The following is a 19,290-nucleotide window of genomic DNA, read 5'->3' as shown; positions in this document are numbered from 1 at the left end:
ATTTGTTAAAGAGCGATTCGGTCCGCGTTTCCGCTTAACCAAGGCCGCGCATTCTACGCCAACCTTATGATCTGTCAAGCTTTTTTTGTGAGGCTTTGCAGCGCTGCACCGCTTGACACATCGGCCTGGAACCTTGCTGCTGTTCCGGGCCAGGGAGGCGCATTCTACAGGAGTCATACCCCGTGTCAACGCCTTCCTGAAAATCCTTTCTCACCCTGAAAAAGCGATGTTGCCGGCCTCTTCAGTGAGCGGCGCATTCTACGCCGTTTCGCTTGCCTGTCAACCCTCAAGTTATCGCTAACTTATTGATTGGCCTGGGCTTTTGGAAAAGCTCAGCGACTTGCGAGGGGCGAATTATAGGCCCCTCAGAAATACCGTCAAGGGGTTTTTACGGTGATTCGGGCAAATTTCTTCTTGCCCGCCTGACACACATGCACCGACCCCACCTGGAACACGAAATCCCGGTCAACCACCTCACCATCCACCTTCACCGAGCCAGCCCCAAGAAGGTCCCGCGCAGCCGCCGCGTTCTTGGCCATACCGGCCCGGTTGAGTACTGCCGATATGGGCAAGCCCGCCTCCGCCTCTAGTATCACCTCAGGCAGATCTTCAGGCAGCTCACCCTCCTTCAGACGGTTTCCTGCAGAGCGATGAGCACTGGCTGCTGCCTCTTCGCCATGGAAGCGCGCCACCAGCTCTTCCGCCAGCTTTATCTTGATGTCTCGCGGGTTGGCTCCAGCCTCGACATCGGCACGCAGGCCATCGATCTCTTGCATGCTGCGGAAGCTAAGCAACTCGAAGTAGCGCCACATGAGCGAATCCGGCATGGAGACGATTTTGTTGTACATGACGCCCGGCTGGTCATTGATACCCACATAGTTGCCGAGCGACTTGGACATCTTCATCTCGCCATCCAGCCCCACAAGCAGCGGCATGGTCAGCGTGATCTGCGGCTCCTGCCCATACTGGCGCTGCAATTCACGCCCCATCAGCAGGTTGAACTTCTGATCAGTGCCACCGAGCTCGATGTCGGCACGCATGGCGACGGAGTCGTAACCCTGGATCAACGGATAGAGGAACTCATGGACGGCGATCGACTGACCACCTTTATAACGCTTGTCAAAATCATCCCGCTCCAGCATCCGCGCCACGGTGTACTTGCCGGCCAGCTGAATCATTTCTGCGGCGGAGAACTTATCCATCCACTCGGAATTGAACACCACCTGGGTGAGCTGCGGATCAAGAATCTTGAAAACCTGCTCTTTATAGGTTTCGGCATTGGCCAGCACCTGCTCACGGGTCAACGGCGGGCGCGTGCTGTTCTTGCCACTGGGATCGCCAATCATGCCGGTGAAGTCGCCAATCAGGAACAGCACTTGGTGGCCCAGCTCCTGGAACTGGCGCAACTTGTTGATAAGCACGGTGTGACCGAGGTGCAGATCGGGTGCGGTCGGATCAAAACCGGCCTTGATGCGCAGCGGAATTCCGCGTTCCAGCTTGGCCCGCAGCTCGGCTTCTACCAATATTTCGTCCGCCCCGCGCTTGATCAGCGCCAACTGCTCGTCAACCGGTTTCATGCATGATTCCTGTTTGGTGAAGATTGATTAAGGTCAAAGGAGAAAGGGGGTCAACGATACAACATTGATGATCAAGATCAAACACGCCCGCGGCCTGCGAGCAGGGTCAGTACATAGCACAAGCAGAAAAGTGACGTCGAAAACCTGACGGGCGGGCACGCAAATACTTGCCTAAAGGCACTTTCGGTTATAATTTAGCAAGTTACTTCACATTTCACAGAATCAACCAGAAGAGCGCTTATGGGTCATCACAAGTCAAAGTCACCGCGCTACCCGAAAAGCCACTTGATGGCTGCCAGTGGTATCGCCGCCGCGCTGAGCATTTTCCTGCTCGTCATCCCCACAACCGAAGTCGAAGCCAAGAAAACCCTGGTCCAACTCGAGCTGCAGGACATGCAGCTGGACAACTCGAAACCCGCGCTCTCTGAAGAGTTGGATGCACTGATCAGCGAAACAGTCACAATCAGCTCGCCTCTGCAGCTGACCAGCACCTCCGAGTCGCTGAACACTGCCGCTTCCCCTGAAATTGTACAAGCTGGCATCAGCCTGCAACCTTTGACAGAGCTGGTTGACGAGCAACAGGCCGTCACCCCCGAGTGGACCAGCGTGACCGTTGCCTCCGGCGACACCCTGTCGACCCTGTTCCAGGGTGTCGGGTTGTCGGCCAATACGCTGCATGCGGTACTCAACAGCAGCAAGGACGCCAAGGCGTTCTCCCGCCTGCGCGCAGGACAGCAAGTGGAATTCAAGCTGGGCGACAATGGCGAACTGCTCGGCATGCGCTCCCAGCTCAATAAACTCGAGACCATCCAGATTGACCGGGATGGCGATAGTTACGCGTTCACCAAGGACGTCCTCGAGCCCGAGATCAGCACCCGCTTCGCCAATGGCAGCATTGACAGCTCGCTGTTCGTTGCCGCCCAGAATGCCGGCCTGTCTCACAATCTGACCATGCAGATGGCGAACATCTTCGGCTATGACGTGGATTTCGCCCGCGAAATTCGTCAGGGTGATAATTTTGAAGTGCTGTTTGAAGAAAAGCACGTCGATGGTCAGCGCGTTGGGACCGGCAGCATCCTCGCAGCCCGCTTCACCAACCGCGGCCGCACCTTTACTGCCGTGCGCTATACCGACAGCGGCGGCAACAGCAGTTACTATCGCGCCGACGGCACCAGCATGCGCAAGGCCTTCATCCGTACGCCGGTTGAGTTCGCCCGCATCAGCTCGCGCTTCAATCCCGGCCGCCGACACCCGGTACTGAACAAGATTCGCGCCCACAAAGGCGTGGATTATGCTGCAGCCACCGGCACTCCGATCAAGGCAACCGGCGATGGCCGCGTAGTACACGTCGGGCGCAAGGGCGGCTATGGCAACACGGTGGTTATCAAGCACGGCCAGACCTATCAGACTCTTTATGCACACATGAGCCGATACGCCAACGGCATTCGCACAGGCAGCAACGTCGCCCAAGGCCAGGTTATCGGTTATGTCGGCGCGACCGGACTGGCCACCGGCCCGCACCTGCATTATGAGTTCCAGGTCAACGGTCGCCATGTGGATCCGCTCAGCGTCAAGCTGCCAGCTTCGGACCCCATTGCCAAGAGCGAGCGCACCAAGTTCATGGCGCTGAGCGAGCAGATGATGGCCAGCCTGGATCAGCAGGGCGCCACGCAGCTGGCCCAGCTGGACGACTGAGTGAAGCATTTGTATGTCGGTATCATGTCAGGCACCAGCCTGGATGGTATCGACATCGCCCTGACCTCATTTTCCCCTTCCGCACCGCGCGCCACACTGCTTGGCGCTACGTGCATGCCCTTCCCCCCCGCATTACGTCACGATCTGCTCGCACTCTGCCAACCCGGAGCGGATGAAATTCACCGTGCCGGCGTTGCCGGTCAGCAGTGGGCTCGATTGGCAGCTCAGGGCGTCGATGAGCTACTGCAGCAGCAGAGTGTCCATCCGGATCAGGTATCGGCCATTGGCAGCCACGGCCAGACCATTCGCCACCATCCCGAATCCGGTTTCAGCGTGCAGATCGGCGCACCCGCGTTGCTGGCAGAGCTCAGCGGGATCGACGTAATCTGTGATTTTCGCAACCGCGACCTGGCGGCCGGCGGCGAAGGCGCCCCACTGGTACCAGCTTTCCATGCCTGGCTGCTGGCAGCTCCGCAGACCCGGGCGGTAGTGAATATCGGCGGTTTTGCCAACCTGACCCTGCTGGATGGCGCATGCGTCAGCGGCTTCGATAGTGGTCCCGGCAACGTACTACTGGATCACTGGATCCATCAGCACACCGGCAAATTCTTCGACGCCGACGGTGCTTGGGCGCGCGGTGGCCAAGTGATCCCCGAATTGCTGGCAACCATGCTGGCAGACCCGTATTTCGCGCGCAGCGCACCGAAGAGCACCGGTCGGGAATACTTTCACCCGGCGTGGCTGGCGCACCAGCTGCATAGTCGCCAGGACAATCCCGCTGACGTACAGGCTACCTTGCTTGAATTGACAGCCCGAACCATTGTCGACGCCCTCGACAGCTGCCAGCCCCAGGCCCGAGAGATCTATATCTGCGGTGGCGGCGTGCGCAACGGCGCATTGATGGAGCGCCTGCAGCAGCTGCTCGCGCCCAGGCCGGTGCACAGCACAGCGGCTCTAGGAGTAGATCCGGACTGGATGGAAGCGATCGCTTTCGCCTGGCTGGCCTGGCGCTGCCAGACCCGCCAGAGCGGCAACCTGCCGGCAGTCACCGGCGCCCGCGGCGAACGTATTCTGGGGGCGATTTATCCGGCCTGAGTCGGCAGCGCCGACTCAATCACCTGGGCGGTCTGACGCAGCAGCAGGACCGCAGGCCGATCAGATGGAAAAGGACGAACCGCAACCACAGGTGGTGGCTGCGTTAGGGTTGTTGATGACGAAACGGGAACCTTCCAGCCCTTCCTGATAGTCCACTTCCGAGCCCGCCAGATACTGGAAACTCATAGGGTCGACCACCAGCCGGACACCACCACGCTCGATCACGGTGTCGTCTTCAGCCAATTCATCATCGAAGGTGAAGCCGTATTGGAAACCGGAGCAGCCTCCGCCAGTCACGAATACGCGCAGGCTCAGGCTTTCATTGCCTTCTTCATCGATCAGCGCGCGTACCTTCGCTACAGCGCTATCGGAAAACTGCATCGCGGCAGGGGTGAACACTTCAGCACTAGACATACAACCTCCGGCGGCGGTGCCGCAGCACAACAAGCCGGCTATTATCCGTTTATCCGACTCTTTTGGTCAACTACTCTTGAATTCGCGCGACGGCAACCCGCTATCGGCTCCGGCGCCATGCCCTTCGCCAAGGTAATGCAACTGGCCGTTGATCTGCGCACCGGACACCATTTCCATGAACCGGTAATAAAGATCACCATCGATCCGCGCCTCGGTATCCAGCTGCAGGTGCTCGAAGGCATGCACATCACCAACCACCACCCCGTTGATCAGCACACTCGGCGCCTTGATGATGCCCTCGACATAGCCTTCCTTGCCGACGTTGACGACACCGTCATCCGCGTCGATGTTGCCAATGACCCGCCCCTCGATCTTTACCGCCCCACTAAACCGCAGATTGCCACGTAACTCCGTGTCGCCTGCGACAAAGGTGGTCTTGCCCGCGGGCTGATTGATGCTCGCTTTCTTGCGCCTATCTAATTTCAACATCAGGATCCCACTCCCGTTTCTGTCCATTCCATTGTCTGTTCAAGCAATAGCTTGCCATCCTGCTCGGCCCGCAGATGCACGGTTTGCGGCACAAAGCCCACCGGCAACATCAATTCGGCCTCGTTGCCGTTTTCCGGCACTACCTGAAAATAACGAAAGTTCAACGTCAAGCTGCTGGTCTTGCCACCGGTCAGCTCGGCGAGTGATACCCGGGTCTGTTTGTCATCCAGCAAACCGTCGATCGCAATACTCAGCTCCGCCTGCACAGTATCGCTCTCGTTGCCGACGCGGCTGACCATGATCTTGTAGCGGAACACCCCCGGCACCTCGGTGCGCTGCACCTCGAATGCCTGAAACCGAACGCCGGGTGTGGTGGCGTTCGGGACCAGGGCGCCCTGATATTGCACCAGATCCTGTTGCAGCTTGAACAGCTGCTGCTCCAGGTCTGCGATGGTCTCCTGGCCATCCTCGGCCGATTGGCGCGCCACCAGCAGATCTACCTCAAGCTGCTGATGACGGTGGCGTGTTTCTTCAAGTTCGGCCTGTATGCCACTGCGCTCATCGCGCAAGCGCTGGTAATCCTGCATCCCCGCAGAATGCATTGCTGCGGTCCAGCCCAGCCAGCCGCACAACGGCAAGCCGGCCAGCAGGCCCCAGATCAGCCAGCGGCGCGGGCCCGATGCCGGAGCGGCGGGGAGCAGACTGAGACTGGGCTCGTCCGCGGGTCGGTTTGTCTGGTCACTATCCATCAGGGCATGAGCGCCGGATGCGCCAGCCCCATGCGTTCATCCAGCCCCAGGGCGATATTCATGTTCTGGATGGCCTGACCGGAAGCTCCCTTGACCAGGTTATCGATCACCGACAGCACCACCACCAAGTCACCGCCCTGGGGCCGATGCACAGCCAGGCGACAGACATTGGCGCCACGGACGCTGCGGGTTTCCGGATGGCTGCCGGCGGGCATCACATCAACGAAGGGCTCGTTGGCGTAGCGCTCGGCGAACAGTTTTTGCAGGTCGACACTGTGATCCGGCACCTGGGCATACAGCGTGGAGTGAATGCCGCGGATCATCGGTGTCAGGTGCGGCACGAAGGTCAGACCAACCTCTGCGCCAGCCGCGCGCTGCAACCCCTGACTGATTTCCGGCAGATGACGATGGCCCGCGACGCCGTAGGCCTTCATGCTTTCGGTCGTTTCACCGAACAGGGAGGACACCTTGGCACCCCGGCCCGCGCCGCTGACGCCGGATTTGCAGTCGGCAATCAGGTTGTCGGTACGCGCCAGCCCTGCTTCGAGCAGCGGGATAAGCCCCAGCTGCACCGAGGTCGGATAACAACCGGGCACCGCGATCAGCCGGGCACCGCGGATGGCCTCGCGATTGACTTCCGGCAGCCCGTACACCGCCTCGCCGAGCAGTTCCGGCGCGCCATGGGGCTGGCCATACCACTTGGCCCAGACATCGGCATCACGCAGCCGGAAGTCCGCGGACAGGTCGATGATGCGAGTGCCGGTGGCCAGCAGCTCGGCAGCGAGCGCATGAGCGACGCCGTGCGGTGTTGCGAAGAACACCACGTCGCAGCGGCCGAGGGCAGCGGTATCCGGGACACTGAAAGCCAGATCATCATAGTGGCCACGCAGGTTGGGATACATATCCGCTACCCGCACGCCTTCTTCTGATCGGGACGTGATGATCTCGACATGCGCCTCCGGGTGCGTTGCCAGCAACCGCAGCAATTCGACACCGGTATACCCGGTCCCTCCCACAATGCCTATCTTGATCATCTTACGCCTCGAATCGATTAACATGGCCACAAGCCCCCTATGATAAAAGCGCTGAGGGAAATTACCAGCACAACCCCGCCTCGCTATTGCCGATTTGAGGAGTCACCCGTGTATCTGTGGATCAAAGCCTTTCATATCATGGCCGTTGTCACCTGGTTCGCCGGCCTGTTCTACCTGCCGCGCCTGTTCGTCTACCACGCCATGAGCGAAGATCAGACCAGCCGTGATCGCTTCAAGATCATGGAGCGCAAGCTGTACCGCGGCATCATGACACCCTCGATGGTGATCGCTGTCGGGCTCGGTGTCTGGATGCTGGTCCTCGCGCCGCAGTGGCTGCAACAGGGCTGGCTGCATGCCAAGCTGACGCTTGTAGCCTTGCTGATCATCTACCATTTCATCTGCGGCGCGCAGCTCAAGCGCTTCGCCAGCGACAATAACAGCCGCTCCCATGTGTTCTACCGCTGGTTCAACGAGGCACCGGTACTGGTGTTGGTCGGCGCCGTATTGCTGGTGGTGCTCAAGCCGTTCTGATCAGTCGGCCATCACCGCCCGGTCCCGGGCCCAGTCGCGCAGCGCCTGGATGCGTTCGGCCATGACCACCGACAGCGGCGAGGTTTCGTTCAGCGCATCGAGCAGGTGTGCATTCTCGACTTCCTCCTGACGGGCCGCGGCGCAATAGACTGCGGAAACCACCGCTTGTTCGATCTCCGCGCCGGCAAAACCGGCGCTGGCCTCGGCCAACAGCGGCAGATCGAACCGCTCGACGACCAATTCGCGGCTCCCCAGGTGGATCCGGAAGATATCCTCGCGCACCCGGGCGTCGGGCAGATCGACAAAGAACAATTCATCCAGCCTGCCCTTGCGGATCAGTTCCGGCGGCAACTGCATGACGTTATTGGCGGTGGCCACCAGAAATACCCGGCTCCGGCGCTCGGCCATCCAGGTCAGCAGGGTGCCGAGGATTCGCCGCGAGACGCCCTGATCAGCGCTGTCTTCACCCAGCCCCTTTTCGATCTCATCGATCCAGAGCACGCAAGGCTCCATGGCATCGGCCATCGCCAGCGCATCCCGCAGGTTTTTCTCGGTTTCGCCGATGTACTTGTTGTACAGCGCGCCGAAGTCCAGCCGCAGCAGCGGCAACCCCCACAGCCCGGCTACCGCTCGCGCGGCCAGGCTCTTGCCCGAGCCCTGCACCCCAGCCAGCAAAACACCCTTGGGGCTATCGCCATTGGCTTGCGGCTGCTGGAAGGCCGCTTGCCGGTCGCCCAGCCAGCGTTTGAACTGGGCCAGACCGCCGACGTCGGCAAACCGGGCGGCGTCCTGCTCGAAGCTCAGCACGCCCTGCATGTCCAGCAGGCTGAACTTGGCTCGATTAAGAACCGGCAGATCCTCCTGGGTAATGGCACCGTCGTCCACGATCAGTTTGCGCGCCAGCAACCGGGCCTCGCCAAGGGTCACCCCACGGAGGTTGCGTACCACCTGCTGCAATGTGCGGTTGTCGGTGCGCACCCGGCGGCCCTGGTTGCGCTCGGTCCAGCGCGCGGCCTCGTCGCGGATGATGGACGCCAATTGCTCATCCGAGGGCATGCTCAGGCTGATGTGCGCCGCCAATCGCCGCAGCTCCGGCGCCAGGGTCAACTCGTGGCTGACCAGCAGCAGCGTCGGCGCGGCATCCGCCGGGTCCATGGCGATCATCTTGAGCAGACGGATCAGCCGGGATGACTGCAGAAAAGGATGCAGGTCGCAGAACACATACAACGCCGGCTCGCGCTGCTGGCGGATATGCTCAAGGGCCACCTCCGGATCGGTCAGATCATCGGCCTCCTCCAACGCACTACCGAACCCCAGCCGCCGCAGCCCTTCGACCTGATTCCAGGTATACCAGGTGAGCCCCCGTTTCACCGCCAGCGTGCCGATGGCTTCGAGCACACGCAGCTCTTCCCAGGATTGGATGACCACCAGCCGCACCCGGGAGTCCAGTACCAGTCCCAGATCATGGATATCATTCTTCATTGCGCATCCCTCGCTGTTACATTCTGCCGGCGGTTGGTTACACTGGCGGTATTTCCAGTCCAACCAGGAGCATGCCGTGGATTGTTTGTTCTGCAAAATTGCCGAAGGCAAGATCCCGTCAAAGAAAATCTTCGAGGATGACCGCGTACTGGCCTTCCATGACATCAACCCCCAGGCGCCGGTGCATTTTCTGGTGATCCCGAAAAAGCATATCGCTACTCTCAATGACATGACAGAGGATGATTGCGAACTGGTTGGCCACATGACCTATGTCGCTCAGCGGCTGGCCCTGGAGCTGGGCTGCGAGGGAGGCTTTCGCACCGTGTTCAACTGCAAGGAAATGGGCAGCCAGACGGTCTACCACATTCACCTGCATGTGCTGGGGCAGCGGCAGATGGGTTGGCCTCCGGGTTGATCTGCAACAACGTCAGCGGCGGCCTCAGCCGCTATACTGCGGGTTGTTCAGGAGACAAATCATGAGTACACGTCAATACAGCCTGCTTGATCGCCTGTTGAACCAGTCCGATCAGGCCATGCGCACCCTGGTGCCCGGCGCTGCCGCTGCTGCCCGCCCTTCGCCTGCGCAACACCTGCGCACCGATGCGGTGACCGAGCAGCAGCGGCGGCATATCGCCGGACTGATGCGCATCAACCATACCGGCGAAGTCTGCGCCCAGGCGCTGTATCAGGGCCAGGCATTGACCGCCAAGCTGCCCGAAGTGCGCGGCAAGATGGAGCATGCCGCTGCCGAGGAAGTGGATCATCTGGCCTGGTGTGAACAGCGCCTGCGTGAACTGGACAGCCGCACCAGCGTGCTCAATCCGCTGTTCTATGGCCTGTCCTTCGGGATTGGCGCGGCCGCTGGCAAGATCAGTGACCGCATCAGCCTGGGCTTCGTTGCCGCCACCGAGCAGTTGGTGGAGCGGCATCTGGATGACCATCTGCGCCAGCTGCCAGAGGATGACCTCAAGTCACGGGCGATTCTCGAACAGATGCGCGAGGATGAGATAGAACATGGCAGCCAGGCCCTGCAGGCCGGCGGCGTGGTGTTCCCGCGGCCGGTCAAGGGCGTCATGAAGCTGATGTCCAAGGTGATGACTGCTGCCACCTATCGAGTCTGAACCAGGGGCGGTCCGACCCGATGGGCCGCCACCTCACTCTACTTCGATAATCTCGTAATCGTGGGTGATCTCCACACCGGCACGGCCGAGCATGATCGAGGCCGAGCAATACTTCTCTGCCGACAGTTCAACGGCCCGCTTGACCTGCGCTTCCTTCAACTGCTTGCCGGTCACCACAAAACGCACATGGATGCGGGTGAAGACCTTGGGCTCGCTGTCGGCACGCTCCGCTTCCAGCAAGGTATGAACATCGCGAATATCCTGGCGGCCTTTCTTCAGAATGCTCACCACGTCGTAACTGGCACAGCCACCCAGACCGATCAACAGCGTTTCCATGGGCCGCACCCCCATGTTACGCCCACCCGATTCCGCCGGTCCGTCCATGACTACCGTGTGACCGCTGCCCGACTCACCGAGAAACATGGCACCGTCGACCCACTTGATATGTGCTTTCATCTGGCTCTCCCGCCGCAATGGTTTTGATCTGCTGGCGGCGGAGAATAGCACAGCACCTAAAAGCTGACGCTACGGCTGGCCATTGCAATCAAAACTGGACATAATCCGATTTGGTCTCGACTCGAGGCTGCAAGGACGCCCATGTTCGCCATGGTCTGCTCGATCATATCTGACAGGATGACAACAATGGATGCTCGATCGCTGATAGCCAAAACAAAAAACTTCGATGCGTTTCTCGAACATTGTACCCGTCGCCATTTCGCCCCGCGCAGCACTATCATTCACGCCGGCGACGTGTCCGACAGCCTCTTTTATATCGTCAAGGGCTCGGTCACCATCCTGCTGCAGGACGCCCCGGGGCGCGACATGATCCTCGCCTACCTCAACCAGGGCGACTTCTTTGGCGAGATGGGATTGTTCGATGAAGAGCGCGCTGAACAGGATCGCAGCGCCTGGGTCAAGGCCCGAACCGAATGCGAAGTCGCTGAGCTGCCCTATGCCGAATTCCGCGCCATTTCCGCCCAAGACCCGGAACTGCTCTATGCGGTTGGGCGGCAGATGGCTGATCGCCTACGGCGCACCACCGCCAAGGTAGGCAATCTGGCTTTTCTCGACGTGACTGGCCGCGTGGCCGCTACCCTGCTGGACCTGTGCAAGCAGCCCGATGCCATGACCCACCCCGATGGCATGCAGATCAGGATTACCCGCCAGGAGATCGGTCGCATTGTCGGTTGTTCGCGGGAAATGGTCGGGCGCGTGCTGAAGATCCTCGAAGAGCAAGGGCTGATCAGCGTCAAGGGCAAGACCATGGTGGTGTACGGTACCCGCTAGCAGCGCCTGCAGAAGAGCCAGTGCCTGAGGTACAATCGCCGGATATTTCCCATCCGGCGAGGCCATCATGAGCTTGAACAACGAATGGATGCAGCGGGACATTTCAGTACTCTGGCATCCCTGCACCCAGATGAAAGACCACGAGCACATGCCCATCATCCCGGTTCAGCGGGGCGAAGGCGTGTGGTTGTACGATTTCGACGGCAACCGCTATCTGGATGCCGTGAGCTCCTGGTGGGTCAATGCCTTCGGCCACGCCAATCCCTACATCAATCAGCGCATCAAGCAGCAGCTCGATACCCTGGAGCACGTCATCCTGGCCGGCTTCTCCCATCCCCCGGTCATCGAGCTGTCCGAGCGCCTGGTGGCCATCACCCCGGCGCCGCTGACCCGCTGCTTCTATGCCGACAACGGCTCGTCGTGCATCGAGGTGGCGTTGAAGATGAGCTTCCATTACTGGCTCAATACCGGCAAGCCGGAGAAAAGGCGCTTCATCACCCTGTCCAACAGTTACCACGGCGAAACCCTCGCGGCGCTGGCGGTGGGCGATGTGGCGCTGTACAAGGAAACCTACGAACCGTTGCTGATGGACGTCATCACCGTGCCCTCACCGGACTGCTACGACCGCGAGCCGGGCAGCACCTGGGAAGAGCACAGCCGGCTCATGTTCGAGCACATGGAACGCACCCTGGCAAATAACCATGAGCAGGTCGCTGCGGTCATCATCGAACCGCTGATCCAGTGCGCCGGCGGCATGCGCATGTATCACCCGGTCTACCTCAAGCTATTGCGCGAAGCCTGCGATCGCTATGGCGTGCACCTGATCCATGACGAGATCGCCGTGGGCTTCGGCCGCACCGGCAGCATGTTCGCCTGTGAACAGGCCGATATCAGCCCGGACTTTCTGTGTCTGTCCAAGGCGCTGACTGGCGGCTACCTGCCCATGTCGGTCTGCCTGACCACCGACAAGATCTACGAAGCGTTCTACGACGACTACGAAACCATGCGCGCCTTCCTGCACTCGCACAGTTATACCGGCAATCCGCTGGCCTGCGCCGCGGCACTGGCTACCCTCGACCTGTTCGAGCGGGACAACGTGATCGAAAACAACAAGGTCCTGGCCGGCCATATGGCCAAGGCTACCGCGCATTTCGCCGATCACCCCCATGTGGCCGAGGTGCGCCAGACCGGCATGGTGCTGGCCATCGAAATGGTGCAGGACAAGGCCAATCGCACGCCCTACCCTTGGCAGGAACGCCGCGGCATCCGCGTCTACGAGCATGGGCTCAAGCACGAGTCCCTGCTGCGCCCACTGGGCAGCGTGGTGTATTTCATGCCGCCCTATGTCATCACTCCCGACCAGATCGACCACCTGGCCAGCGTCGCCTGGGAAGGTATCGAACTGGCCACCAGGAACTGACCGTGCGCGTTTCCCGCTTCTATCTGGACGCACCGCTGAGCCAGGGCGAACAATTGCTGGAGGGCGACCTGGCCCACTACATCAGCCGGGTCTTGCGCCTCGGCCCCGGTGCGCCGGTGCAGATCTTCAACGGCAGTGGCCAGGAATGGCCCGGCACAGTGCTGGAAGCCGGCAAACGCCAGGTGCGCATCAGCCTCGATGCGCCAGTGGACGGCCTGCCCGAATCGCCCCTGCAGGTGCATCTGGGCCAGGCCATGTCCCGTGGCGAGCGCATGGACTGGGCAATTCAGAAGGCCGTCGAGCTGGGCGTCGCGCAGATCACCCCGCTGTTCACCGAACGCTGCGAGGTGCGGCTGCAAGGCGAGCGGGCGGACAAGCGCCAGCAGCACTGGCAGCAGGTCGCGATCAGCGCCTGCGAGCAGTGCGGGCGCAGCGTGGTGCCCACCGTCAATCCACCCATGGCGCTAGCAGACTGGCTCGCAACATTGGATACCGAGCTGAAACTGGTACTGCATCACCGCACCAGCCAGAGCCTGGCCAGCCTGACGCCACCCCGGACCCTGGGCTTGCTCATCGGCCCGGAAGGCGGGCTCAGCGCCACGGAAATCAGCCAGGCCGAAACCACCGGTTTCCACGCCACGCGCTTCGGTCCGCGGGTACTGCGTACCGAAACCGCTCCCGTGGTAGCGCTGAGCATCGTCCAGCAACTGTGGGGCGATCTCTGAGCCACTGCCGAGCTGCAATTGACCGCACCCGCCGGCTTGGGTAATGTTCAGCGGTTTTCCCATCACCATCGCAACCGAGGTAGCTGCCCATGGCCCGAAAAAAAACTGCTGTCGATTTCGAGCAATCGCTGGGCGCCTTGCAAACCCTGGTTGAACGGCTGGAGAGCGGCGACCTCAGCCTGGAAGAATCGCTCAGCGCCTTCGAACAGGGCGTAGCCCTGACCCGCGAATGCCAGCAGGCCCTGACCCAGGCCGAGCAGAAGGTTTCCCAACTGCTGGAACAGGACGGTCAACTGACCACCGCGCCCTTTGCCGAGGATGCGCAATGACGCGTTTTGAAGACTATCTCAAGACCTGTCAGCAGCGCATCGACGGCTATCTCGAACAACAGTTCGACAATAACCATCCGGGTCTCGACCGGCTCTACGCCGCCATGCGCTACAGCGTCACCGGTGGCGGCAAGCGCGTGCGGCCAATTCTGACCTACGCCAGTTGCGAAGCCTTCGGAACCACCGCAGTGGCGGTGGATGTGGTTGCCGGCGCGGTAGAGCTGATCCACGCCTATTCGCTGATCCATGACGATCTGCCGGCAATGGACGACGACGACCTGCGCCGCGGCCGGCCGACCTGTCACCGCGCCTTCGATGAAGCCACTGCGATTCTCGCCGGCGACGCGCTGCAGGCCCTGGCTTTCGAATGGATCAGCCGTGAGGGCAGCTGGCAGGCCGACACCCGGCTGCGTATGACCAGCCTGCTGGCCCGCGCAGCCGGCCCCCAGGGCATGGTCGGCGGCCAGGCCATCGACCTGGCCGCCGTAGGCACGCAACTGGATCAGAATGCGCTGGAAGACATGCATCAGCACAAGACCGGCGCGCTGATCCGCGCCAGCGTCCAGCTCGGCGCACTGGCGTCCGAGCGCGCCGATGAAGCCCAGCTGGCGACCCTTGACCAGTATGCCCGTTGCATCGGTCTGGCCTTCCAGGTGCAGGACGACATCATCGATGTCGAGATCGACACCAGCATCTCGGGCAAGCAACAGGGCGCAGACAGCGCCCGGGACAAACCGACCTACCCGGCCATGCTCGGGCTCGACGGCGCCCATGCCCTGGCCCGCTCCCTGTGTGACCAGGCGATCAGCACGCTGGAGCCCTTCGGCAGCAATGCCGAGCGCCTGCGCCAGGTCGCCCGTTACATTGTGGAACGCCAGTTCTGAGCACCCGTTCCCATCGCTCAGTGCCGCCGGAGTTGGGCTATCGACCCTCATCGGTTAAACTGCGCGCTTGTTTCCTGCTGCACCTCTGCGGCAATCAGAGCCTTGTTTGATGCCTAGCACTTTCCACGACATACCCCGCGACCGTCCGAGCACTCCGCTATTGGACAGCCTTGACACCATCGACAAGCTGCGCGAACTCGACGAAGCGCAGCTGCCGGAACTGGCGGATGAGTTGCGCCTGTTTCTGCTGTGGACAGTCGGCCAGACCGGTGGTCACTTCGGTGCCGGGCTCGGGGTCATCGAGCTGACGGTAGCCCTGCATTACATCTACCAGACGCCCGAAGATCGACTGCTGTGGGATGTGGGCCACCAGGCCTATCCGCACAAGATCCTTACCGGTCGCCGCGAAGAAATGGCCACCTTGCGGCAGAAAGGCGGCCTCTCCGCCTTCCCCCGGCGCAGCGAAAGCCCCTTCGATACCTTCGGCGTCGGTCATTCCAGCACCTCGATCAGCGCCGGCCTGGGCATGGCCATCGCCTCCCGCCTGCAGGGCCTGGACCGCCGCACGGTGGCGGTCATCGGCGACGGCGCCATGACTGCCGGGATGGCCTTCGAAGCACTCAACCATGCCGGCGAAGTCGACGCCGACATGCTGGTAGTGCTGAACGACAATGACATGTCGATCTCCCATAACGTCGGCGGACTGTCCAATTACCTGGCCAAGATTCTCTCCAGCCGCACCTACTCGCATATGCGCGAAGGTAGCAAGAAAGTGCTGTCGAAGATCCCGCCGGCCTGGGAACTGGCCCGCAAAACCGAAGAAACCGCCAAGGCCATGCTTGCCCCGGGCGTCTTGTTCGAAGAGCTGGGCTGGAACTATATCGGCCCCATCGATGGTCATGACCTGCCGACGCTGGTCACCACGCTGCGCAACATGCGCCAGCTCAAAGGCCCGCAATTCCTGCATGTGGTCACCAAGAAAGGCAAGGGCTTCTCTCCGGCCGAAGCCGATCCCATCGGCTACCACGCCATCACCAAGCTCGAACCCAAGCCCAGCAGCAACGGCGCGAGCAAGCTGAAGTATTCCAATGTCTTCGGCCAATGGTTGTGCGATATGGCTGAAGCCGACGCGCGGCTGGTCGGCATCACCCCGGCCATGAAGGAAGGCTCCGACCTGATCGCCTTCAGCGAACGCTTCCCGCGGCGCTACTTCGATGTGGCCATCGCCGAACAGCACGCCGTTACCCTCGCCGCCGGCATGGCCTGCGAAGGGGCGAAGCCGGTAGTAGCGATCTACTCGACCTTCCTGCAACGCGCCTACGATCAACTGATCCATGATGTCGCCGTACAGGACCTGGACGTACTCTTCGCCATCGACCGCGCCGGCCTGGTCGGCGAAGACGGCCCGACCCACGCCGGCAGCTTCGACCTCAGCTACCTGCGCTGCATCCCCAATATGCTGATCATGGCGCCAGCCGATGAAAACGAAACCCGGCAGATGCTCACCACCGGCTTCCTGCACAACGGCCCCGCCGCCGTGCGCTATCCCCGCGGCACCGGACCGGGTGTACCGGTCGACCCGGCGCTGGAGCCATTGCCCATCGGCAAAGGAGTAATCAGCCGCCAGGGCCAGAAGGTTGCCATTCTCAATTTCGGCACCCTGCATGCCAACGCCATCGTCGCCGCCGAGGCGCTGAACGCTACGGTCGCCAACATGCGCTTCGTCAAACCGCTGGATACCGAGCTGTTGCAGCAACTGGCCGACAGTCACGGCCTGCTGGTCACCCTCGAAGAGAACGCCGTCATGGGCGGAGCCGGCAGCGCCGTGAACGAATGGCTGCTGGCCGAAGGTATCCAGATTCCGGTCCTCAATCTCGGCCTGCCGGATATCTACGTCGAACATGACAAGCCCAACAACATGCTGGCCGAATGTGGGCTGGACGCAGCGGGCATCGAACAGGCCATCCGCCAGCGGTTGTCGGCCCAATAACGAAAGACCTGCACTAACCCTCCTGGGCGCACCCGTGCGCCCAGTGCCCCATGACACACCAATCTAAATCGGCATGGCTGACTACCCGCCCCGCCCGGACCGTCTGCGTCCAGGGACGGACGTAGACGAGCGCCATGGATGGCGGGGTGCGCGTCCGGGCGGGGCGGGTAGTCAGCCGTGCCGCAACGCCAATCCACCAGCCGCGCGCAGCGTATAGCGACACCAGGCAACACCTGCAGCCAGCCCCAAACCACAACCCCATCCACAAAAACCGCCCATCCCCGACCAGGTAAAGCTCAAATCCCTGGCCGCATGCGGCATAATACGCGGCTGACTCACCAGCTCCGGACGCCCTATGTTCTTCGCCGACCAGCGCCTGCAGTTCTTCAAACCACTGACCAGCAAGTACCGCGAACAGATCGTCGAATGCCTGCGCCTGCTGCACGACCGCCTGTACAGCGCCAGCGCCGACTACGGCGAGTCGCTCAAGCGCGAACAGGTGCTGGATATCTTCAGCGAAGCACTGGAACGCGCGCCCCTGCTCGAGGGCGACGATGACGACCAGGGGCGCTTCCGCAACAACCGCGAACAGGCCGGCTGGGTCCTCAACAGCCTGGTCGACCATGGCTGGCTCGAACGCCAGGTAGACCAGGCCACCTTCCAGTCCACCTACCCCTTCAGCCGCCTTGGCCGCCTGTTCACCCAATCGCTGGTCGAAGCCGTCGGCCATAGCGTGCGCACCCGGCACCGCAACACCCGCAACACGCTCAACGCCCTGTCCGCCTTCGCCGAGCGCGGCGAAGTCTACGACCTGCTCGACGCCTACGAATACTCCGAACGCATCATCGCCGACTTCACCGACATCATCGCCGAGCTCGAAGAGCGCAAACGCCAACTGGTGCGCGAAGTCGAAGCCCAGCAACTGGTGCAACAGGCCAGCGACCAGTTCTTCGACTTCATGGAGCGCCGCTTCCAGCCCGACGTCTCCATTCGCCTGTCCGCCGACAGCGTGGAAAAACACCGCGACCGCATTCACGACGTGCTCCGGCGCATCCGCCACAAGCCCCGGGAATGGAAAGCCAACGCCGAACGGGAACTGCGCCGCCTGGCCCCGGATCTGATTGTCGACGACAGCGCCTCGGTACTCTGGCAACTGCTCGACACCATCGACAACCGCCTGCGCAACGCCTCGGAGATCATGCTGCCAGCCCTGCGCCGCACCCTGCAGAGCTTCACCAAACGGGCCGACATCCTCATCCGCCAACTGAGCTACCTGCAGACCCAGCAGCACAACGACATCGTCGGCCTGTGCCGCGAACTCAGCGCCCTCGACCCGGCCAGCTACGAACAACGCATGAACGCCGCCGGCGACGCCATGGCGCGCCTGCGCGTGGAACTGATCGACCCAGCCCAGGTGCGCCTGCGCGAGCGCCAGAACCGCCAGCCGGTGCAAAGCCAGATGGACGACCCCGGCCTGCCGGACGACCAGACCCTGCGCTCACTGGCCGTCAGCCAACTGCTGGAGCGGGCCTTCCATATCAATGCCAGCGGCATGCGTGATTACCTGCGCAGCGCCCTGGGCGATGGTCGCCGCATCAACAGCGGCGACCTGCCCATCCGCGATGCCAGCGACCTGCTGGCGGTCAGCCATGTCATCGCCCTGGGCAGCGCCGACCAGGCCGCGGCAGGCTTTCGCGTAAAGATCGAGCCGACTGGCCAGCCGGTTACCGGCGACACCTACTTCAACCGCCGTGACGGTTTCATCATCGAACTGGAACAAGATACCCATGCGTGACGCCCTGGAAGAACAACTGCAGCAACACGGCATCAGCGCCGATGATTTTTCCGACCTGATGATCCGGCTCCTCGACCGCGGCGTGCTGTGCCGTGACGAAAGCAAGCGCGAAGCCGAACTCTATGACCGCTTCCTGCAGGTGCAGCCGCTGGTCGAGGACTACCTGTGGGTCCTGCGTATTCGCCTGCTCCATGAATCACGCTTCAACATGGTCCGCATCTTCCCGCCGGGTGCGGAAGTACCCGGCCTGGCCGACAGCGAAGACAGCTTCAACAACGGCCTGCGCGAACGCCTCAACCAGCAGGAAGTGTCGCTGGTGCTGGTACTGCGTGCCGAATACGACAAGGCCCTGCGTGACGGCCAGGTAGACGAGCTGGGGCAGGTAATGCTCTCGCTCGAAGCCCTCAGCCTGAGCCACCGCAACCTGCTCGGCCGGCCCTTGCCGGAACAGGCCAGCGAGCGTCAGGCGCTGCTGCGGCGCATGCGCCAGCTGCGCTTGCTGCGCAGCCCTGGCGACGGTTCCATGGAAGATGGCGAAAGCTGGCTGATCATCCGCCCCGGCATCATCAGCCTGGTGACCGACACCGCCCTGAGCCAACTGGCTGGCGGCGTGGTACTGGATGACGAAGACCCAATCGACGAACCCGCTGACCTTGCCGAAGGAGCCAACTGA

20 protein-coding genes are annotated in these 19,290 nt (G+C 61.7%); 13 read left to right on the top strand and 7 right to left on the bottom strand.

Features of this window, described 5'->3' with window-relative positions; all coding sequences use genetic code 11:
• Positions 1 to 377: 377 nt before the first annotated feature.
• Positions 378 to 1,577, bottom strand: coding sequence for a tyrosine--tRNA ligase (gene tyrS / locus BM267_RS15760; protein WP_074781254.1), 1,200 nt, complete (start codon positions 1,575 to 1,577; stop codon positions 378 to 380).
• A gap of 240 nt (positions 1,578 to 1,817) precedes the next feature.
• Here tyrS and BM267_RS15755 point away from each other — a divergent pair, with 240 nt between their 5' ends.
• Entirely contained in the window at positions 1,818 to 3,272 is a 1,455-nt protein-coding gene (locus BM267_RS15755) for a peptidoglycan DD-metalloendopeptidase family protein (RefSeq protein WP_074781255.1), read from the top strand.
• Positions 3,273 to 4,367, top strand: a complete 1,095-nt coding sequence (locus tag BM267_RS15750; RefSeq protein WP_268873973.1) for an anhydro-N-acetylmuramic acid kinase — start codon at positions 3,273 to 3,275, stop codon at positions 4,365 to 4,367.
• Positions 4,368 to 4,427: 60 nt separating this feature from the next.
• On the opposite strand, the gene erpA is transcribed toward BM267_RS15750, so the two are convergent.
• From erpA to argC, 4 genes are all read right to left on the bottom strand, one after another.
• On the bottom strand, positions 4,428 to 4,781 hold the full coding sequence (erpA, locus tag BM267_RS15745) for an iron-sulfur cluster insertion protein ErpA (protein WP_074781256.1): 354 nt from the start codon (positions 4,779 to 4,781) through the stop codon (positions 4,428 to 4,430).
• 66 nt (positions 4,782 to 4,847) lie between these two features.
• Positions 4,848 to 5,270 carry a bactofilin family protein gene (locus tag BM267_RS15740; protein ID WP_074781257.1) on the bottom strand — a complete coding sequence of 141 codons (423 nt, stop codon included), beginning with the start codon at positions 5,268 to 5,270 and terminating at the stop codon, positions 4,848 to 4,850.
• A complete protein-coding gene (locus tag BM267_RS15735) occupies positions 5,270 to 6,019 on the bottom strand; it encodes a DUF6776 family protein (RefSeq protein WP_074781258.1) in 750 nt (249 codons plus the stop codon). The genes BM267_RS15740 and BM267_RS15735 overlap by 1 nt, the downstream gene beginning before the upstream one ends.
• Positions 6,019 to 7,053, bottom strand: coding sequence for an N-acetyl-gamma-glutamyl-phosphate reductase (gene argC, locus BM267_RS15730; RefSeq protein ID WP_036993605.1), 1,035 nt, complete (start codon positions 7,051 to 7,053; stop codon positions 6,019 to 6,021). The genes BM267_RS15735 and argC overlap by 1 nt, the downstream gene beginning before the upstream one ends.
• A gap of 108 nt (positions 7,054 to 7,161) precedes the next feature.
• On the opposite strand from argC, the gene hemJ reads away from it, so the two are divergent.
• Complete coding sequence (gene hemJ, locus BM267_RS15725; RefSeq protein ID WP_074781259.1) at positions 7,162 to 7,584, top strand: protoporphyrinogen oxidase HemJ; 423 nt, start codon at positions 7,162 to 7,164, stop codon at positions 7,582 to 7,584.
• On the opposite strand, the gene BM267_RS15720 is transcribed toward hemJ, so the two are convergent.
• On the bottom strand, positions 7,585 to 9,066 hold the full coding sequence (locus tag BM267_RS15720; RefSeq protein WP_074781260.1) for an AAA family ATPase: 1,482 nt from the start codon (positions 9,064 to 9,066) through the stop codon (positions 7,585 to 7,587).
• Between the two features lie 76 nt (positions 9,067 to 9,142).
• Between BM267_RS15720 and BM267_RS15715 the strand changes: the two genes are divergently transcribed.
• Both BM267_RS15715 and coq7 read left to right on the top strand, forming a co-directional pair.
• Positions 9,143 to 9,481 carry a histidine triad nucleotide-binding protein gene (locus tag BM267_RS15715; protein WP_036993609.1) on the top strand — a complete coding sequence of 113 codons (339 nt, stop codon included), beginning with the start codon at positions 9,143 to 9,145 and terminating at the stop codon, positions 9,479 to 9,481.
• Positions 9,482 to 9,542: 61 nt separating this feature from the next.
• Entirely contained in the window at positions 9,543 to 10,187 is a 645-nt protein-coding gene (gene coq7 / locus BM267_RS15710; protein WP_407920292.1) for a 2-polyprenyl-3-methyl-6-methoxy-1,4-benzoquinone monooxygenase, read from the top strand.
• A 33-nt stretch (positions 10,188 to 10,220) separates the two neighbouring features.
• Here coq7 and BM267_RS15705 read toward each other — a convergent pair whose 3' ends face one another.
• On the bottom strand, positions 10,221 to 10,643 hold the full coding sequence (locus tag BM267_RS15705) for an OsmC family protein (RefSeq protein ID WP_036993610.1): 423 nt from the start codon (positions 10,641 to 10,643) through the stop codon (positions 10,221 to 10,223).
• 186 nt (positions 10,644 to 10,829) lie between these two features.
• Here BM267_RS15705 and crp point away from each other — a divergent pair, with 186 nt between their 5' ends.
• The 8 genes from crp (at position 10,830) to BM267_RS15665 (ending at position 19,290) form a co-directional block, all read left to right on the top strand.
• A complete protein-coding gene (gene crp / locus BM267_RS15700) occupies positions 10,830 to 11,474 on the top strand; it encodes a cAMP-activated global transcriptional regulator CRP (RefSeq protein WP_036993611.1) in 645 nt (214 codons plus the stop codon).
• A 67-nt stretch (positions 11,475 to 11,541) separates the two neighbouring features.
• Positions 11,542 to 12,894 (top strand): adenosylmethionine--8-amino-7-oxononanoate transaminase, encoded by a 1,353-nt coding sequence (locus tag BM267_RS15695; RefSeq protein ID WP_074781261.1) that lies wholly within the window; start codon positions 11,542 to 11,544, stop codon positions 12,892 to 12,894.
• Positions 12,895 to 12,896: 2 nt separating this feature from the next.
• A complete protein-coding gene (locus tag BM267_RS15690; RefSeq protein ID WP_074781262.1) occupies positions 12,897 to 13,619 on the top strand; it encodes a 16S rRNA (uracil(1498)-N(3))-methyltransferase in 723 nt (240 codons plus the stop codon).
• An 89-nt stretch (positions 13,620 to 13,708) separates the two neighbouring features.
• Entirely contained in the window at positions 13,709 to 13,948 is a 240-nt protein-coding gene (locus BM267_RS15685) for an exodeoxyribonuclease VII small subunit (RefSeq protein WP_036993613.1), read from the top strand.
• On the top strand, positions 13,945 to 14,832 hold the full coding sequence (locus BM267_RS15680) for a polyprenyl synthetase family protein (protein ID WP_074781263.1): 888 nt from the start codon (positions 13,945 to 13,947) through the stop codon (positions 14,830 to 14,832). The genes BM267_RS15685 and BM267_RS15680 overlap by 4 nt, the downstream gene beginning before the upstream one ends.
• 109 nt (positions 14,833 to 14,941) lie before the next feature.
• Positions 14,942 to 16,822, top strand: coding sequence for a 1-deoxy-D-xylulose-5-phosphate synthase (dxs, locus tag BM267_RS15675; protein WP_074781264.1), 1,881 nt, complete (start codon positions 14,942 to 14,944; stop codon positions 16,820 to 16,822).
• A gap of 355 nt (positions 16,823 to 17,177) precedes the next feature.
• The gene (locus tag BM267_RS15670) at positions 17,178 to 18,617 is read left to right on the top strand and encodes a Wadjet anti-phage system protein JetA family protein (protein WP_074781265.1); all 1,440 of its coding nucleotides are present in this window, start codon (positions 17,178 to 17,180) and stop codon (positions 18,615 to 18,617) included.
• Positions 18,610 to 19,290 carry a DUF4194 domain-containing protein gene (locus tag BM267_RS15665; RefSeq protein WP_074781266.1) on the top strand — a complete coding sequence of 227 codons (681 nt, stop codon included), beginning with the start codon at positions 18,610 to 18,612 and terminating at the stop codon, positions 19,288 to 19,290. Before BM267_RS15670 ends, BM267_RS15665 begins: the two co-directional genes overlap by 8 nt.

This window comes from Halopseudomonas bauzanensis (assembly GCF_900114735.1).
GTDB classification, from domain to species: domain Bacteria; phylum Pseudomonadota; class Gammaproteobacteria; order Pseudomonadales; family Pseudomonadaceae; genus Halopseudomonas; species Halopseudomonas bauzanensis.
Note: the sequence above shows the minus strand (reverse complement) of the source record. Positions and strands in the feature narration are given on the sequence as shown.

Coding starts and splice junctions, on each gene's coding strand:
- tyrS (WP_074781254.1), bottom strand. CDS start 1,577: ATGAAACCGGTTGACGAGCAGTTGGCGCTGATCAAGCGCGGGGCGGAC.
- BM267_RS15755 (WP_074781255.1), top strand. CDS start 1,818: ATGGGTCATCACAAGTCAAAGTCACCGCGCTACCCGAAAAGCCACTTG.
- erpA (WP_074781256.1), bottom strand. CDS start 4,781: ATGTCTAGTGCTGAAGTGTTCACCCCTGCCGCGATGCAGTTTTCCGAT.
- BM267_RS15740 (WP_074781257.1), bottom strand. CDS start 5,270: ATGTTGAAATTAGATAGGCGCAAGAAAGCGAGCATCAATCAGCCCGCG.
- BM267_RS15735 (WP_074781258.1), bottom strand. CDS start 6,019: ATGGATAGTGACCAGACAAACCGACCCGCGGACGAGCCCAGTCTCAGT.
- argC (WP_036993605.1), bottom strand. CDS start 7,053: ATGATCAAGATAGGCATTGTGGGAGGGACCGGGTATACCGGTGTCGAA.
- BM267_RS15720 (WP_074781260.1), bottom strand. CDS start 9,066: ATGAAGAATGATATCCATGATCTGGGACTGGTACTGGACTCCCGGGTG.
- coq7 (WP_407920292.1), top strand. CDS start 9,543: ATGAGTACACGTCAATACAGCCTGCTTGATCGCCTGTTGAACCAGTCC.
- BM267_RS15705 (WP_036993610.1), bottom strand. CDS start 10,643: ATGAAAGCACATATCAAGTGGGTCGACGGTGCCATGTTTCTCGGTGAG.
- crp (WP_036993611.1), top strand. CDS start 10,830: ATGGATGCTCGATCGCTGATAGCCAAAACAAAAAACTTCGATGCGTTT.
- BM267_RS15695 (WP_074781261.1), top strand. CDS start 11,542: ATGAGCTTGAACAACGAATGGATGCAGCGGGACATTTCAGTACTCTGG.
- BM267_RS15685 (WP_036993613.1), top strand. CDS start 13,709: ATGGCCCGAAAAAAAACTGCTGTCGATTTCGAGCAATCGCTGGGCGCC.
- BM267_RS15680 (WP_074781263.1), top strand. CDS start 13,945: ATGACGCGTTTTGAAGACTATCTCAAGACCTGTCAGCAGCGCATCGAC.
- dxs (WP_074781264.1), top strand. CDS start 14,942: ATGCCTAGCACTTTCCACGACATACCCCGCGACCGTCCGAGCACTCCG.
- BM267_RS15670 (WP_074781265.1), top strand. CDS start 17,178: ATGTTCTTCGCCGACCAGCGCCTGCAGTTCTTCAAACCACTGACCAGC.
- BM267_RS15665 (WP_074781266.1), top strand. CDS start 18,610: ATGCGTGACGCCCTGGAAGAACAACTGCAGCAACACGGCATCAGCGCC.